General features: G+C 71.7%; 16 protein-coding genes and 1 pseudogene. 6 read left to right on the top strand and 11 right to left on the bottom strand.

The window, feature by feature from the left end:
- Window positions 1–9 precede the first annotated feature (9 nt).
- From C9992_RS05730 to C9992_RS05745, 4 genes are all read right to left on the bottom strand, one after another.
- A complete protein-coding gene (locus tag C9992_RS05730) occupies window positions 10–969 on the bottom strand; it encodes an NADP-dependent oxidoreductase (RefSeq protein ID WP_200826222.1) in 960 nt (319 codons plus the stop codon).
- A gap of 27 nt (window positions 970–996) precedes the next feature.
- Entirely contained in the window at window positions 997–1,374 is a 378-nt protein-coding gene (locus C9992_RS05735) for a fluoride efflux transporter FluC (RefSeq protein WP_106814534.1), read from the bottom strand.
- Window positions 1,371–1,829 carry a fluoride efflux transporter FluC gene (locus tag C9992_RS05740; protein WP_106814535.1) on the bottom strand — a complete coding sequence of 153 codons (459 nt, stop codon included), beginning with the start codon at window positions 1,827–1,829 and terminating at the stop codon, window positions 1,371–1,373. The genes C9992_RS05735 and C9992_RS05740 overlap by 4 nt, the downstream gene beginning before the upstream one ends.
- Before the next feature lie 275 nt (window positions 1,830–2,104).
- Complete coding sequence (locus C9992_RS05745) at window positions 2,105–2,578, bottom strand: DUF4383 domain-containing protein (protein WP_200826223.1); 474 nt, start codon at window positions 2,576–2,578, stop codon at window positions 2,105–2,107.
- Between the two features lie 138 nt (window positions 2,579–2,716).
- On the opposite strand from C9992_RS05745, the gene C9992_RS05750 reads away from it, so the two are divergent.
- From C9992_RS05750 to C9992_RS18185, 4 genes are all read left to right on the top strand, one after another.
- Window positions 2,717–3,208 (top strand): CinA family protein, encoded by a 492-nt coding sequence (locus tag C9992_RS05750; RefSeq protein ID WP_106814536.1) that lies wholly within the window; start codon window positions 2,717–2,719, stop codon window positions 3,206–3,208.
- A gap of 82 nt (window positions 3,209–3,290) precedes the next feature.
- Entirely contained in the window at window positions 3,291–3,623 is a 333-nt protein-coding gene (locus C9992_RS18015) for a hypothetical protein (RefSeq protein ID WP_160150829.1), read from the top strand.
- Between the two features lie 16 nt (window positions 3,624–3,639).
- The gene (locus C9992_RS18020; protein ID WP_160150830.1) at window positions 3,640–3,843 is read left to right on the top strand and encodes a DUF2188 domain-containing protein; all 204 of its coding nucleotides are present in this window, start codon (window positions 3,640–3,642) and stop codon (window positions 3,841–3,843) included.
- A gap of 27 nt (window positions 3,844–3,870) precedes the next feature.
- Window positions 3,871–4,035 (top strand): hypothetical protein, encoded by a 165-nt coding sequence (locus C9992_RS18185; RefSeq protein WP_200826224.1) that lies wholly within the window; start codon window positions 3,871–3,873, stop codon window positions 4,033–4,035.
- A gap of 20 nt (window positions 4,036–4,055) precedes the next feature.
- On the opposite strand, the gene C9992_RS05760 is transcribed toward C9992_RS18185, so the two are convergent.
- The 4 genes from C9992_RS05760 to C9992_RS05775 all read right to left on the bottom strand — a co-directional run bounded on the left by C9992_RS05760 (window position 4,056) and on the right by C9992_RS05775 (window position 11,138).
- Window positions 4,056–7,457 (bottom strand): error-prone DNA polymerase, encoded by a 3,402-nt coding sequence (locus C9992_RS05760; protein WP_106814538.1) that lies wholly within the window; start codon window positions 7,455–7,457, stop codon window positions 4,056–4,058.
- Between the two features lie 132 nt (window positions 7,458–7,589).
- Window positions 7,590–9,323 (bottom strand): DNA polymerase Y family protein, encoded by a 1,734-nt coding sequence (locus C9992_RS05765; RefSeq protein ID WP_106814539.1) that lies wholly within the window; start codon window positions 9,321–9,323, stop codon window positions 7,590–7,592.
- A gap of 1 nt (window position 9,324) precedes the next feature.
- Window positions 9,325–10,164 (bottom strand): hypothetical protein, encoded by an 840-nt coding sequence (locus C9992_RS05770; protein WP_235008006.1) that lies wholly within the window; start codon window positions 10,162–10,164, stop codon window positions 9,325–9,327.
- A 23-nt stretch (window positions 10,165–10,187) separates the two neighbouring features.
- The gene (locus C9992_RS05775; RefSeq protein WP_235008007.1) at window positions 10,188–11,138 is read right to left on the bottom strand and encodes an EamA family transporter; all 951 of its coding nucleotides are present in this window, start codon (window positions 11,136–11,138) and stop codon (window positions 10,188–10,190) included.
- Between the two features lie 39 nt (window positions 11,139–11,177).
- Here C9992_RS05775 and C9992_RS05780 point away from each other — a divergent pair, with 39 nt between their 5' ends.
- Window positions 11,178–11,693, top strand: coding sequence for a MarR family winged helix-turn-helix transcriptional regulator (locus tag C9992_RS05780; RefSeq protein ID WP_106814540.1), 516 nt, complete (start codon window positions 11,178–11,180; stop codon window positions 11,691–11,693).
- 167 nt (window positions 11,694–11,860) lie between these two features.
- On the opposite strand, the gene C9992_RS05785 is transcribed toward C9992_RS05780, so the two are convergent.
- The 3 genes from C9992_RS05785 to C9992_RS05795 form a co-directional block, all read right to left on the bottom strand.
- Window positions 11,861–12,358, bottom strand: a complete 498-nt coding sequence (locus C9992_RS05785) for an HNH endonuclease (protein WP_106814541.1) — start codon at window positions 12,356–12,358, stop codon at window positions 11,861–11,863.
- 360 nt (window positions 12,359–12,718) lie between these two features.
- Complete coding sequence (locus C9992_RS05790) at window positions 12,719–13,624, bottom strand: M23 family metallopeptidase (RefSeq protein WP_106814542.1); 906 nt, start codon at window positions 13,622–13,624, stop codon at window positions 12,719–12,721.
- Window positions 13,625–13,880: 256 nt separating this feature from the next.
- Window positions 13,881–14,582 (bottom strand): metal-dependent transcriptional regulator, encoded by a 702-nt coding sequence (locus C9992_RS05795; RefSeq protein ID WP_106814543.1) that lies wholly within the window; start codon window positions 14,580–14,582, stop codon window positions 13,881–13,883.
- A gap of 152 nt (window positions 14,583–14,734) precedes the next feature.
- Here C9992_RS05795 and C9992_RS18330 point away from each other — a divergent pair.
- Window positions 14,735–14,834: pseudogene (locus C9992_RS18330) on the top strand (1-acyl-sn-glycerol-3-phosphate acyltransferase); the annotation flags it as partial.

A 14,834-nucleotide genomic window follows, 5' to 3' on the forward strand; every position in this document is an offset into this window, starting at 1 on the left:
CGCCCCGCGTCAGAAGCGCAGCACCTGTCGACCCCGCAGCCCACCGGCCTCCAGTCGCCGATGGGCTGCGGGCGCCTCGGCGGCGGGAAGCTCGTCCGCGACGCGCAACGTGAGAGCCCCGGCCTCCGCGAGATCCCGAAGACCTTGCAGCATCGGCGCAGGCGCGGGCGCGAGGTCCACCCGAACCGGAACCACACGGATGCCGTTCGCCTGTGCCCGAGCGAGCTGAGCGCCCTCCCCCGCTCCGATCGCGGTCGCCACCACACCGCCCCGCTTCACCGCCGACACGGCAAGGTCGGACCCCGCGGCGACGGCGACCCCGTCGACCTGTCCGCCCGCGGCACGAAGGATCTGGGCACCCGCGTCCCGGCCCCGTGGGAAGACGACGTCTGCGCCGAGCGAACGTACGAGCTCCTCGTCGCCTGCCGCCGCGTCGGCGATCACGGTGTGACCGACCGCACGGGCCAGCTGGATGACGTAGCCGCCGACCGCTCCGGCGGCGCCGATGACGGCCAGGACGCCACCCGGCGGCAGGCGGAGCGCCTCGACGAGGAGCCACGCCGTCATACCGTTCATCGGCAGGGTGGCGGATTCGGCGTCGGACGCCCCGCTCGGCGCCGGGATCACACGGTCCGCGGAGGCGACGGCGAACTCCCCGTAGGCTGCGCCGCGCGGATCCACCGGGTTGACGTGCGCGATGACGCGGTCTCCGACCGAGAACCGCTCCGACGCGAGCGGGCCGACGGCCTCGACGATCCCCGCCGCCTCCATTCCCACCATCCACGGCGGGGCGTGCCGGAGGGAGGGGACGTGTCCCTTGCGCTGATACACATCGCCGGGGTTCACCGTCGCTGCGGTGACGCGGATGCGCACCTCGTCCGGCGTCGGCTCGGGCACGGGGTGCACGATCTCCCGCAGCACCTCGGGACCGCCGAACCTCTCGAACCCGATCGCTCGCATTCCGTCCATGACATCCACCTCTCTCGACGCGCCTGCTCAGCCGAGCAGCGACGCGCACCACATTCCGATCGCGGCGGCCACCAGCGAACCGGCGAACATGCCGCCGCTGTACAACGCGGCCGCTCCGTGCCTGCCTTCTGCCACGAGGTCCGACGTCTGCGCGCTGGCGGTGCTGAACGTCGTGTACCCCGCGAGAAACCCGGACGCGGCGATCGTCTGCGCCGGCGGGGGCAGCAGGCCCTCCGCGGCGATCATCGCGATGATCCCGAGGGCGAACGAGCCCGTCACGTTGATCACGACGGTTCCCACGGGGACCTTCGCCGAAGATGCCCGGGTCACCCATCCGTCCACGACGAACCGTGCCGCCGCCCCGGCACCGCCGGCCACGGTCGTCGCGAGGAACAGCCAGCTCATGCGTCCCGCTCCCTGCGGCGAAGCAGCAGGGCCGCGCGGGATCCGCACCAGGCCGCGACGATTCCGCCGACGACGGTGGCGAGGCTCAGCAGCAGCCCCGGGACGGGATCGCTCATCGCGAGAAGTCCGTCGGTGCCGACGGCGAACGCGCTGTACGTCGTGTAACCCCCGAGGACGCCGGTCCCGATCCCCAGGCGGGCAGCCATGCGGGTCGGCGACTCCGGTTCCGGGCTCCGCAGCGCCTCCAGGAGCCAGCCCAACGCGAAGGCGCCGCTCAGATTGATGACGATGACCGCGAGAGGCAGAGGACCGCCACCCGGCAGGACTGCCGTGAGAGCCAGCCTGAGCCCTGTCCCGATGGCCCCGCCCAGCGCGACGAGCGCGAGGGGGCCGACGCGGAGATGCTCCGCGTGCAGGGCACGGTCGCGGCTGCCCCGGTGTCCAGTGGCCTGCATGCTGCGGCGCCTCCGTTGTTCCCGGTCGAGAAGTCAGCCTCAACGTACGGGCACGCTGGCGCGCGTTGCATCGGTCATCCGACTCGCACCCGACTCGCGCTCGCGCCGCGAATGCACGGCTTGTCAGCGAGCGCACGGGTTTGCCACGCGAACAGGTCGTGCACTCGACGGCAGGTCGTGCATTCGCCTGCAGATGGTCGGCCGTTGCCGCGCGGGCATGCCGAACGAGCGGCGCCCGCCTCTGGCTCCGGGGCGCCGCTCGCTGGTTCGGTCCGCTACGAGACGGGGCGCGTCCCCGTCGTCCGTGCGCTGCGGTCCCGGCCGACGAAGATGCCGAGCAGGATCATCCCGACGCCCAGGACCAGGTGCAGCCAGTTGTCAGCAGCGTTCACCGGCACGAAGTTGGCTTCGGGAGCCTGGAGCACGAACAGCCCGAAGACCCACAGCGCGAGGTAGACGACTCCGCCCCAGATCAAGAACTGGCGGGATGCCGTCGCCCTCGCCGCGACGGCGAGTCCGGCGACTCCGAACAGCAGGTGGACGATGTTGTGCAGGATCGATACCTGGAAGATGCCGAACAGCATCGCCTCGGATTCGACCCCGGCTCCCCTCATGTGATCCATCGGGTGTGTCAGTCCCGGAATGAAGCCGGCGATGCCGACGATGAGGAAGACGATGCCGACGATCAGAGCCGTCTTCTGGATGGCCGTCTCGGCGTAGCGTGTCTCGCGGGTGGTGCGGTCGGTCACGATCTCTCCCTTGTCGATGTGGCCGTCACGGTATGGTCCGCGTTGGCCACCGATGAGGGCCTTGACAAACGCCGAAGGAGCGCCCCCGCCGGCTGTCAACCCTCCGACGCGGAATTCTCGGCGTGCCAGGGTGGACGCATGGAGAGTGCGATCGACCAGCTCAGCCGGACCGCCCGCGAACGCGGACTCACCATCGCCGTCGCCGAATCGCTGACCTCGGGGTTGCTCGCCAGCCACGTGGGCAAGGGCGAGTCAGCCGGTGACTGGTTCTCGGGCGGCGTCGTGGCCTACCGCATGCCCGTCAAGACCCACCTGCTCGGAGTGCCCGACGGCACAGACCCATGCTCGCCCGAGTGCGCGACCGCGCTGGCGGACGGGGTGCGGGCGCTGCTCACAGCCGACATCGCGGTGTCCACGACGGGGGTCGGCGGCCCCGACCCCGAGGACGGCCACGAGCCGGGCACGGTCTACCTCGGCTGGGCGACCGCGGAGGGTTCAGGTGCCGAGCATCTCCAGCTCGACGGAGGACCCGAGGACGTGCTGGCGGCCACCGTCGACCGTGCCCTGCGACTGCTGGTGCGGCTCGCCGAAGACCACGACGTCGCCGGCTCGACAGCCGCGGCGTCGTGACGTTCGTGGGCGGCACTAGCCGGTTCATGAGGCGACTTCAACCCCAAGAAGTGACGCGCGAGCGCGGAGTAGACAAGAGCCTGTGAAGAGGGTGACGTATGCGGGAAGCGATTTTCTGACCGGGGATGACATCGCGACGGCGCTGCTGGAGTGCAGCGAGGCGCTGGCGGAGGCGGGGGAAGCGGAGACGGTCTCGGTGCCGACACGGGAAGCCGATGGATCCGTCGGCCTCGTGATGGTGCTGATCGGACCGGCGAGCCAGATCGTGGCTCGGCAGGTGAAGGTCGATGCCGAGGAGCTGGTCGATCCGGAAGCCGTCGAGCGACTGCGCGCCATCCAGCGCAGGCATCGGCCCGTCGCGGCGATCGTCGAGGCGAACGCCGAAGAGCGGACCGATTGGGACAGCGAGGTCTGATGGAGCGGGAGGACGCATGAGCGACAGCACGCCGGTGGTGACCCGGTCGAACCGCGGCCAGTGGGAGAACCAGGTGCCGGGGCATCCGGAACTCTCCGAGAGCTTCACGAGCAAAGAGGAAGCGGTCGATGCCGGACGCGAGGTGGCCGACCGGCTGGGGCTGCACCACGTGGTCGAGGACGCCGAACCGACCGGCGCGATCACCGACGAGCAGGAGTGAAGCCGGATCACGAGAGGAGAAGGCCCCATGGCGGACCGGAACAACGATCAGGTGAGCGGCAAGCCGAGCCAGGCCGAGGGCGAAGATCCCGACGACGACCAGGCGACGGTCTCTGAGCCGCTGTGGCCTGTCGGCCACCCTTCGCAGGCGGAAGGCGAAGACCCCGACGACGTCGACGGCTCCGGCGGATAACGGGCCGCGGGCCGAGCCCGTCAGCGGAAGTCGCGTGCGCGGTGCTGGACGCCGACGCGGAGGTCTTCGAACCTGTCTGCGACGAGGTTGGTGACCCCTTCCGGCGACCGCTCGAGGATCCCGCGCGCGATGAGTGCCGGTGAGTCCCGCACGATGCGTCGGTAGCGGTTCCAGACCCCCACCGAGCACACGATGTTCACGAGACCTTGCTCGTCTTCGAGGTTGATGAACGTGACTCCGGATGCCGTGGCCGGCCGCTGCCGGTGGGTCACGAGTCCCGCGACCTCGATACGACGGCCGGTCTCGTGGTCGCGCAGCTCGCGTGAGGTCAGAACACCACGGGCATCCAGGCCGGAACGATAGTGCGTCATGGGGTGGTCGTCGGTCGAGATGCCGGTCGCCCACAGGTCGGCCGCGAGGCGCTCGTAGCTCGTGTGGTCGGCGAACAACGGCGGCTGCACGGCGACGAGCGAGTCCGGCAGGAACTCGGGGCGATCCTGTGCGGCCGATCCGGCCAGCCAGATCGCCTCGCGCCGGCTCAGCCCCAGGCACTCGAAGGCCCCCGCCGTGGCGAGCGCCTCGACCTGCGCCGCGGTGATGCTGGTGCGACGCACCAGATCGCGCAGATCACGGAACGGTCCGCCGGACTCGCGCGCCGCGACGATGCGCTGTGCCACCGGCGCGCCGATGCCTTTCACCCCGGCAAGCCCCAGCCGCACCGCGAACGCCCCATCGCGGCGATGCGCGGCCGTCTCGTCCGGCGCGTCGATGTCGAACTCGCCGACAGGCGGCTGGTGACGCTCCAGGCATGAGTCGAGCCCGCCGGGGGCAGCAGACGCGCCCTCCAGCACCGCTTCCACCCCCGACAGGTGCAGGTCCGGGCGGCGCACGTCGACGCCGTGCCGGCGGGCGTCGCTCACGAGGGTCGCGGGCGAGTAGAACCCCATCGGCTGTGCGCGCAGCAGCCCGGCGAGGAAGGCCGCCGGATAGTGCAGCTTGATCCACGAGCTCGCGTAGACCAGCAGCGCGAACGACAACGAGTGGGACTCGGCGAACCCGAAGTTCGCGAACGCCTGGATCTTGGCGTAGATCGCATCGGCGGCATCCCCGACCAGATCGTTCTCGGCCATGCCCGCGTAGAGCTTCTCGCGCAGCGAGTCGATGCGTTCGATGCCGCGCTTGGAGCCCATCGCCCGGCGCAGCAGGTCGGCGTCCTCACCGCTGAGACCGCCGATCACCATGCCCATCTGCATCAGCTGCTCCTGGAACACGGGGATGCCCAGGGTGCGCTCCAGCACGGGTTTGAGCTTCTCGTGCGGGTACGTGACGGGATCCTGACCGAGCTTGCGGCGCACGAACGGGTGCACCGCACCACCCTGGATGGGACCGGGCCGGATGAGGGCGATCTCGATGGCCAGGTCGTAGAACTGTCGCGGCTGCAGGCGCGGCAGCAGCCCCATCTGCGCGCGCGACTCCACCTGGAAGACGCCGATCGCATCCGCGCGGCACAGCATGTCGTAGACCGCCTTCTCCTCCTTCGGGATCGTCGACAGCTCCCAGTCCTCCCCGGTCGAGGCGCGGATCATGTCGAAGCAGTACTGGAGCGCGGCCAGCATCCCGAGCCCCAGCAGGTCGAATTTCACCAGGCCCATCCAGGCGGCGTCGTCCTTGTCCCACTGGATCACGGTGCGGTTCTCCATGCGCGCGTGCTCGATGGGCACGACCTCGCCCACCGGCCGGTCGGTGAGGACCATGCCGCCGGAATGGATGCCGAGATGCCGCGGCGCCTTCAGCAGCTCGCCGGCGAACTCGAGCACCTGATCGGGGATGTCGTGACCGGCGCCCGTCTCGATGAGCGCACCCCAGCCCTCCACCTGCTTGGACCAGGCATCCTGCTGGCCCGGCGAATGCCCGAGCGCCTTGGCCATGTCGCGGATGGCGTTCTTGGGGCGGTACTGGATGACGTTCGCGACCTGTGCGGCACGCTCGCGGCCGTACTCCTGGTAGACCCACTGGATGATCTCTTCCCGGCGGTCCGAGTCGAAATCGACGTCGATGTCGGGTTCCTCGTCGCGCAGCGACGACAGGAACCGCTCGAAGGGCAGGTTGTAGAAGATGGCGTCGATCGCGGTGATGTCCAGCAGATAGCAGACCGCGCTGTTGGCCGCCGACCCCCGGCCCTGGCACAGGATGCCGCGGCGCCGCGCCTCCTGCACGATGCCGTGGACGATCAGGAAGTAGCCCGGGAAGTCCTTCATCTCGATGACCCCGAGCTCGCGTTCGATGCGGTCGCGGTCCTCGGGTCGGAGGTCGGGGTACTTGCGCGGCACCGCGTCCCACACGAGCTTGCGCAGCCACGACATCGGCGTGTGCCCCTCCGGCACCTTCTGCTTGGGCAGGGCGGGCTTGGCCCGGCGCAGCGGGAAGGCGAGCTCGTCGGCCAGCGGCACGGTGCGCGCGACGGCATCCGGGAATCTCACGAAACGCTCGGCCATCTCGGCTCCCGAACGCAGATGCGCGCCGGCGTGCGAGGGCAGCCAGCCGTCGAGCTCGTCGAGCCCGCGGTTGGCGCGCACTGCCGCGACGGCCGCCGCCAGCAGCTGCCGCTGCGGCACCGCGTAGTGCACGTTGTTCGTGGCCACCAGCGGCAGCCCGCGCTCGCGCGCGAGCCCGGCCAGCACGTCGTTGTCGCGGGTGTCGAGCGGATTGCCGTGGTCGATGAGCTCGACATGCACGGCGTCGCGCCCGAACAGCGCCACGAGACGGTCGAGCTCACGGGCCGCGGCGTCGGCCCCCGCCGTGCCCGGCGCCGACGCGAGCGCGCGACGCACCGCGCCCTTGCGGCATCCGGTCATGACCACCCACTCCCCCGCGGCCTGCGCCGCGAGCTCTTCCAGGTCGTACACCGGACGGCCCTTCTCGGCGCCCTGCAGCTGCGCGTGTGTGAGAGCTCCCGCCAGGCGGTGGTACCCCTCCTCGCCGCGAGCGAGCACCAGCAGATGAGAGCCGACCGGGTCGGGTTCGCCGTTCTGGGGCGCCGGCAGCTCCAGCGACAGCTCGGCGCCGAAGACGGTCTTGAGGTTCAGCGTCTCGGCCGCCTCGGCGAAGTGCACGATGCCGTAGAACCCGTCGTGGTCGGTGATGGCCAGGGCGTGGAGACCGAGCCGCTCCGCCTCCTCGGCGAGCTCTTCGGGCGAGGAGGCGCCGTCCAGGAACGAGAACGAGGAGTGCGCGTGCAGCTCGGCGTACGGGATCGCCTCGGCAGGACGCTCGATCCGGGGCGGCACATAGGGGCCCCGTTTGTGCGACCACGCCGGGCTGTCGCCGCCGTCCGCGCCCACCGGCCGGGGGTCGGGGCGGCGGCGGCCGCTCAGCACGCGCTCCATCTCGGACCAGGGAACGCCGGGATTGTTGAAGCCCATCAGCCCTCACCCGCGGTTGCTCGTCGGCTCGGGCGCTTCGTCTCGCTCGCCGGCGCTCGCTCGCTCAACGAGCGGAATCCCGGTCGTTGAGCGAGCGAGGAACGAGCGAGACGAAACGCGCCGGCGTGCGGATCAGTCATAGGTCGCCTCCGCCGTCCAGGCATCCCCCTCGCACACCAGCAGCCAGGCCCCGCCGTCGGCGTCGACGACCTGGAACCGGTGCGCACGACGCGCGCGGGCGGCATCCCACCCCCGCTCGATCACCGGCCACGGTCCCGCCCACGCCTCGATGGCCCGCCGGCGGCCGCTCTCGACGAAGAACGCGGGCACGGCCGACACGTTGCCCCGGTCGTCGACGTCGACGAGCTCGCCGCCGAGCGCCCGCACGTCGACCGGCACCGGATCGGCGAACACCGTCGCCGGCAGCGGATCGGGAAGACTCCCCGGCCAGGGACGCGCGCGCTGCGCCGCGAGTCCGCCGACACCGCCGGATCGGCCCGGCTGCCGGTCCCGCTCGTCCTTGTCGCCCCACGGCACGAGCACCTGACGCTCGGCCAGCCACCTGCCGCCGCCGATCGCGGGCGTCAGAACCCCGCGATGCCCCAGCATCGCCTGCACACGCGACAGCGCATGGTGCACCCGTTCCTCGGGCCCGCCGCCGAACAGCGCGGGGGCGTGATGGGATGCCGCATCCACGGCTTCGGGAGAGATCCGCACCCGGGCGACCCCGCTGTGAAGGCCCCGCCCGGCGTCGCCGGTGCCGACATCCTCCGCGAGCTGCCACCGCACGCGGTCGACGACCGCCGCCGCATCGAAGGAACCCGGATGCAGCCACACCCGCTCGCTGCGCTCGCCTCGGTCACCGACGAGCTCCACTCGCAGCTCGGTGCAGACGAGGTCCACGGCACCCAGACCCGAGATGAAGTCGTCGGCGGTGACGCGCATCGCGAACGCGACCTGGTCGGCGATCTCGAGAGGCGGCTCGAACGACACCTCGCGCTCCAGCTCGGGCGGCGGCGTGCGCGGCTGCACCGGCCGGGAGTCGCGCCCCGCCGCGAGCGCATGCAGGCGCACGCCCCGTTCACCGAACCGCTCGCGCACGCGGTCGGGCTCCATCTGCGCGAACCCGCCGAGGGTCTGCACCCCCAGCCGCGCGAGCAGGCCCACCAGGTCTGCGGTGTCTCTCGCGTCGGACGACGCCCCGGCACCCACCATCGCCGACGCGTCGAGCACGGCGACCGACAGTGGCGCGAGGAACCCGGCGGCGCCGCCGGCGGGCACCACGAACACCGGTTCGTCGGCGCTCGTCCCGCCTCGAGCCGCCTGCTCGGCCGTGAACGGGCCGTCGGCGACGCCCACGCGCACCCCGTCGATCCCGGCATCGCGCAGGGCGCCGATCAGCATCCGGGCGGCCTCGGTCTCACCGCCGTAGTACCGCGCCGGGCCGCGCGCGCGCAATGCGCACAGCCCCGGCCGCACCAGCTGCACACCGGGTGCCCGTTCCTCGATCAGCGACACGACCGGCGCGAACGTGCGGTGGTCGCGCGCCGCATCGGCCTCGACCAGAGTCAGCCCCGGGCAGCGGGCCTGCGCGTCACGGCGGCGCTGTCCGCGACGCACGCCCTCGGCACGGGCGGCCGCCGAGCACGCGACGACGAGATTGCGCTCGACGATCGCCACCGGACGGCGGGGACGGAGGCCGGCAGCCTCGGCACCCGGGCGGGACGACACCTCGGAGCCCGGCCGCGCCCCGGCCGCCGTCGCGTCGAGCTTCTCGGCGGCCGCGCCCGCCTCGCGTTCGAGCGCCGTGACCGGCCAGTCGGGAAACCACAGCACGAGGCTCCGGACGGGCGTTGCCGGCGTCATGTCACCCCACCGCCCTCATCCGCTCGGGGAAGTGCTCGGCGAGGGCGGGCTCGGACGGCGGCGATGCCGTGGCGGCCGGATGCAGCGGTTCGACGCGCCGCATGCGCTCGGGCGCGACGGAGATGTGCCCGGCGGCATCGGGAAGCATCACGCGTGCACGCCGTGACCGCGGCCAGCGCCTGCTCGACGCCGTGAGGGTCACCTCGCGGCCGGAGAGATACCCATGACCCCGGCCCACGCCCTCCCACGACGGCTCGTCCAGTTCGATGACGGCCTCGGCCTGCGGCCAGTGCCCCTGCACGAGGAGCACCGCCCCGCGGTCGCGCAGCCGGGCGGCCAGGCGTGCGATCTCGCCGTCGGCCGCACGGCCGGCCGGTCGCACGGCGACCACCGGCAGCACCTCGGCCACGGTCGCGGTCACCGCGAGCCAGCGAGCCCCCGGGTCGGGGATGAGCACGAGCCGAGACAGATCGACTCCCAGCCCCTCGGCGGCTTCGGCGCCGAGCCGCGGCATCCCGATCACTCCGCACCACGACCCCGACTGCGACGGCTGAGCGAGCAGCGCGAGCAGCACCGACGTCGAGCGCGGCAGCGAGTACGCCGACCCTGGCCGCAGCCCGCCGCCCGGAAGCAGCGAGGCCAGAGCCGGGTGCACCGGCAGCACCGGGGCATCGAGCCGCCGCCCCTGCACGCGCTCGAGCTGAGCGCGCAGCTGGGCGACGGTGCCGGTCGAGCCGGCGTCCTGCGACCGCGCGGAGGCCGGCTCGAGCGTGGAGCCCACCGGATCCCTTCCGGCGGGCTCGTGCACCTGTTGTGCTGTGAGCTGCACGATCGCCCTCATTCCCACAGGCTAGAACACATGTTCTAGTACTTCAACCGCAGGGAACGAGCGTACCTCGTGGTTCCGACAGTTATGTTCGAGAATCCGCGATCACACGAGCCTGCTCCGCGCGCACGCGTGACCGGGCGGGCACCACCGCCCCGAGCACGATCCCGACCAGCACCAGCGCCACCCCCGCGATCTGCGGCGCGCCGAACGCCTCGCCGGCCAGAACGACGCCGAGCACCACGCCCGTCACGGGATTGAAGCAGGCCGACCACGCCCACCACGCCCGGCGACAGCTGCCGCAGCCCCGCGAACCACGCCACGTACGCCAGCGCCGTGGCGATGAGCGTCAGGTAGGCGAACCCGAGCGCCGACGACGGCGCCAGCACCGGCGGAGCCCCCTCCACGAGCACCGCCGCCGGGATCAGCACGAGGGAACCGCCCACCAGCTGCCACGCCGTCATCGGGAGCGCCGGCACGTCGGCGCCCCACCGCGAGGTCAGCACGAATCCGAGCGACGAGGCGACCATCGCGCCCAGCGACGCGGCAACGCCCCACAGGTCGGCGCTCACGGCGTCGAAGCCCAGCATCACTCCCACGCCCACCAGCCCCACCACCGCACCGGCGATCGCCGCCGGCCGCGGCCGCCGGTGCAGCAGCAGCCAGGCGAACAGCAGCATGCAGGCGGCGGACGCCGACATCAGCGTCGCAGCCAGACTCGACGGCAGCCGCTGCCCGGCGACGTAGACGAGCACGAAGAAGCCGCCGACGTTGAGCGCCCCGAGCACGAGCGACCGCCACCACCATGACCCGTGCGGAAGTCGCCGTGCGATGAGGAGCACGATGACCCCTGCCGGAAGCGCGCGCAGCACCCCGCCCCACAGCGGAGCATCGGCGGGCAGCAGCTGCCGGGTGACCACGTACCCGCTCCCCCACGCGATCGGCGCGATCGCCGTGACGAGGATCCAGAGCCACCGTTTATCTTCCACGGAAGACACTTTATCTTACCGGGAAGATAAGCTGGCGCGGTGCCTCCCGCCGACGACCGCGAGCAGCCCGACCGGATCGCCCAGATCCAGCAGGAGTGGCGCCGCGAACGCCCCGACCTCGATCCCTCGCCGCAGGGGGTGATCGGCCGGCTCCATCGTGTCGCGCTCGCGCTCACCGAGCGACTCGTCGCCGTCTACGCCGAGTTCGGTCTCAGCGAGGGCGAGTTCGACGTCCTGGCGACCCTCCGGCGCGCCGGCGAACCGTACGAGCGCGCCGCGGGAGAGCTCGCGGATCACACGATGGTGACGACGGGCGGACTCACCAAACGCGTCGACCGGCTGGAGGCACGAGGGCTCGTCGAACGCCGGACCGAGGCATCCGACGCCCGACGACGACTGGTGCGCCTCACCCCGGAGGGGCGCGACCTCATCGACCGCGCCATCGCCGCCCACCTGGCGGGCGAGCATCGGATCGTCGGCGGACTGGGGGCGACGGATGCCGCCTCCCTCGAGCAGATCCTCACCCGCTGGCTGCGGCTCCTCGAAGAGCGCTGATCGGGGCGGCGCGTAGCGCGCCCGCCACCGGGGAGTACCGCGGCGGGCGGGCCGTCACGCGGCGAGTTGCGCGGCCGCCGCCGGCGAGTCACGCGGCGACCGGGCAGTCACGCGGCGAGCGCGCAGTCACGCAGCGGCTGCCGGGGAGTCCCGCGGCGAGCGGGCAGTCACGCGGCGAGCGCGAGATACGGCTCCCACCGCGGATCGGTGCGCTCGGTGCCGCGCACGGTCCATTGCGCGCCGCGCGGCGGATGCGGGGCGAACCGCAGTTCCCACCCCATCTCCTGCGGCGTCCGGTCGCCTTTGACGTTGTTGCAGCGCAGGCAGCACGCGACGAGATTCTCCCACGAATCCGCGCCACCGCGCGAGCGCGGCAGGACGTGGTCGATGGTCGACGCCGCCTTGCCGCAGTACGCGCAGCGCATTCCGTCGCGACGCAGCACTCCGCGCCGGGTCACCGGGACGCGCCGGCCGCCCGGCACGCGGACGTAGCGCGTCAGGATGATCACGGCCGGACGTTCATACGATCTGCTGGTGCCCCACACCGGATCGGTCTCGGTGTGTTCGACCACGGTGGCCTTCTCGTTCATCACGAGCACGAGGGCCCGCTTGAACGACACGACGGCGAGCGGCTCATAGCCCGCGTTGAGCACCAGAGTGCGCATTGATCATCCTCTCGAATGGCCGGGACGGCTTCTCGGTATTCGACTGCTCGACGATCAAGGGCGCAGGGGCATGAAAAAAGGCGCTGCCTTATAGACAGCGCCTTGGCGCCACGGCTGTGCCGCGGCATTCACTCGTGCAATGCCGAAGGACGAGGCGTCCGAGCGCATCCATGGTGCGGATGCGTGGTGTGCAGCCCATCGGCTCCCTCCGCTCTCTCAGCGTCGGGTCTCAGGCTAACGCACCCCGGGGACAGCCGGGCGGTTCAGGCCGTGAACGACCCGTGGCGTGTCGAAGAACGGATGCCGCCGCCCGAGCGGGGCGGCGGCATCCGTGTCGTGAAGCTGCGTCGGTTCGAGGGGTCAGCCGGCGTTGGCCTGCAGCCAGGCCCACGGGTCGACGACCGAGCCGTTGATGTGCACCTCGAAGTGCAGGTGGCACGCGGTGGAGCTCCCGGTGCTGCCGACCAGGCCGATCAGCTGACCGGCCTCGACCGACTGGCCGACCGACACCTGGCGGCTGCCGTAGGTCATGTGACCGTAGAGCGTGTTGACGCGCTGGCCGCCGATGACGTGATCGATCGAGATGCCGACGCCGTAACCGCCGTAGCTCTCCTGCGAGACCTTGACCACGCCGGCCGCGGCCGCGTAGATCGGCGTGCCGCACGACGTGAGCAGGTCGACACCCTGGTGGTAGCCCGAGTCCCACAGGCCACGGCCCTTGGTGAAGTTGAGCAGGGGCCAGCGCACCTCGCCGGTGCCCGGGGAGGTCAGGGCGATGTTGGTCGGGATCGACTTCGACGACGCGGCGGCGAGCTTGGCGACCTGGCGGGCGCGTTCGGCGGCGGCCTCTTCGGCCTTCTTCTTCTCGATCTCCTCGGCCGTGGTGGCCGCGTAGCTCGACCGGGACAGTTCCGCGGCGTTCGCGTCGGATGCCGCGACGAAGGTCTGGGCGTCGTCCACGGCCATCTGCTGGAGCGTCACCGGATCCTGCTCGCTCTTGGCCGCACCGGCAGCGAACGCGGGGAGCGCGACGGTCGCGACGAGGCCGCCGACCATGCTGAGGATGACGAGGCTGCGCAGCGGCTTGGCGACGCGCCCCGGGCGCTTGGCGCCGGCCGGGCGTGCGGCGGCGCGGGCCGGCGTGGGCTTCGCGGGGGCTGCGGGGCTCGTGCGTCGAGCAGGGGATTTGCGGTGACGGGTACGGCGACTCTGATCCGCCGCGACGTTCTCGGGTTCGTTCGCGGGCGACTCGATCTGTTCAGCCAAACTTTTCCTCCGGCGCCTCCGCGCCGGTGGCGCTGGCTCGTCAGCATTCTGCATGAGGGCTCACGTGTCGGGGCACGCGATGCGGGCTTCCCGTGCGGACGACGAGCCGGTGAGGCAATCCACGCGGGGTCCGGTCGGCGGGCTTCTCGCCTGGTGGACTGTTCGAGGCTACCCGAAGGTCACGATTCTGTCACGCTCCGCACCTGGCAATCTCCGGACAATGCGTTCCGGATGCCTTGGTCGCGGCATCCGCCCCTCAGCGGGCCTCGTCGACCAGGAAGATGTGCGAGGCGACCTCGACCGGCAGCTCGAGACCCTCGTCGCTGCCCTGCATCTGGACGAGCACGTAGCCCTCGTTGTAGCGGTAGTCGCCCACCGCGCCCGGCACGACGCCCGCGCCCTTCAGCTGCTGCAGCAGCTCGGGGTCGACCTGCGCCGGCTCCGCGAGGCGGCGGACGGTTCCGGTGATGGGCTCGCCGGCGTCGTTGAGGCGGCGCACCAGCCCCACGACGCCCTGCTCGAATTCGTTCGCCGGCACGTCGCCCAGCTGGTCCAGACCCGGGATCGGGTTGCCGTACGGGGACTCGGTCGGATGCCCCAGCAGCTCCACGAGCCGGCGCTCGACCTGCTCGCTCATCACATGCTCCCAGCGGCATGCCTCTTCGTGGACATAGGCCCAGTCCAGGCCGATCACGTCGGAGAGGAGCCGCTCGGCGAGGCGGTGCTTGCGCATGACGTCGACGGCCTTCTGGCGCCCGGCGTCGGTCAGCTCGAGGGTGCGGTCTTCCGAGACGACGACGAGTCCGTCGCGTTCCATGCGGCCGATGGTCTGCGACACCGTCGGACCCGAGTGACCCAGGCGCTCCGAGATCCGCGCGCGCAGCGGCACGATGTTCTCCTCCTCGAGTTCGAGGATCGTGCGCAGGTACATCTCGGTCGTGTCGATCAGGTCGGTCATCGCGGTGTCCTCAGTTCTCAAGGGGCAAAGGACAGCCTATCCTCTGCTCCCGACGGGGCGGCGGGCGGGCCCCGGGCCGAGCCCGGGGGGCGCGCGCGACAGCGGCGCCCGCGGCCGCAGCGACGCTGCAGGCCGGCCAGGCGCGCGCGCGAGACGGCCGGGGCGTGATCGTGTATCCCGAGGGATCGCTGACGCGGGAGCCGGATCTGTGGCCGATGCGGGGCAAGACCGGCGCGGTGCGGCTCGCCCTGG

Origin of the sequence: Microbacterium timonense, from assembly GCF_900292075.1 — a bacterium.
Taxonomy (GTDB): Bacteria; Actinomycetota; Actinomycetes; order Actinomycetales; family Microbacteriaceae; genus Microbacterium; species Microbacterium timonense.

Excerpts from the sequence above, each read along its gene's own strand:
- C9992_RS05785 (WP_106814541.1), bottom strand. The coding sequence starts at position 12,358 with ATGCGCACTCTGGTGCTCAACGCGGGCTATGAGCCGCTCGCCGTCGTG.
- C9992_RS05740 (WP_106814535.1), bottom strand. The coding sequence starts at position 1,829 with ATGCAGGCCACTGGACACCGGGGCAGCCGCGACCGTGCCCTGCACGCG.
- C9992_RS05735 (WP_106814534.1), bottom strand. The coding sequence starts at position 1,374 with ATGAGCTGGCTGTTCCTCGCGACGACCGTGGCCGGCGGTGCCGGGGCG.
- C9992_RS18185 (WP_200826224.1), top strand. The coding sequence starts at position 3,871 with ATGGCGGACCGGAACAACGATCAGGTGAGCGGCAAGCCGAGCCAGGCC.
- C9992_RS05795 (WP_106814543.1), bottom strand. The coding sequence starts at position 14,582 with ATGACCGACCTGATCGACACGACCGAGATGTACCTGCGCACGATCCTC.
- C9992_RS05730 (WP_200826222.1), bottom strand. The coding sequence starts at position 969 with ATGGACGGAATGCGAGCGATCGGGTTCGAGAGGTTCGGCGGTCCCGAG.
- C9992_RS05765 (WP_106814539.1), bottom strand. The coding sequence starts at position 9,323 with ATGACGCCGGCAACGCCCGTCCGGAGCCTCGTGCTGTGGTTTCCCGAC.
- C9992_RS05770 (WP_235008006.1), bottom strand. The coding sequence starts at position 10,164 with ATGAGGGCGATCGTGCAGCTCACAGCACAACAGGTGCACGAGCCCGCC.
- C9992_RS05750 (WP_106814536.1), top strand. The coding sequence starts at position 2,717 with ATGGAGAGTGCGATCGACCAGCTCAGCCGGACCGCCCGCGAACGCGGA.
- C9992_RS18020 (WP_160150830.1), top strand. The coding sequence starts at position 3,640 with ATGAGCGACAGCACGCCGGTGGTGACCCGGTCGAACCGCGGCCAGTGG.
- C9992_RS05760 (WP_106814538.1), bottom strand. The coding sequence starts at position 7,457 with ATGGGCTTCAACAATCCCGGCGTTCCCTGGTCCGAGATGGAGCGCGTG.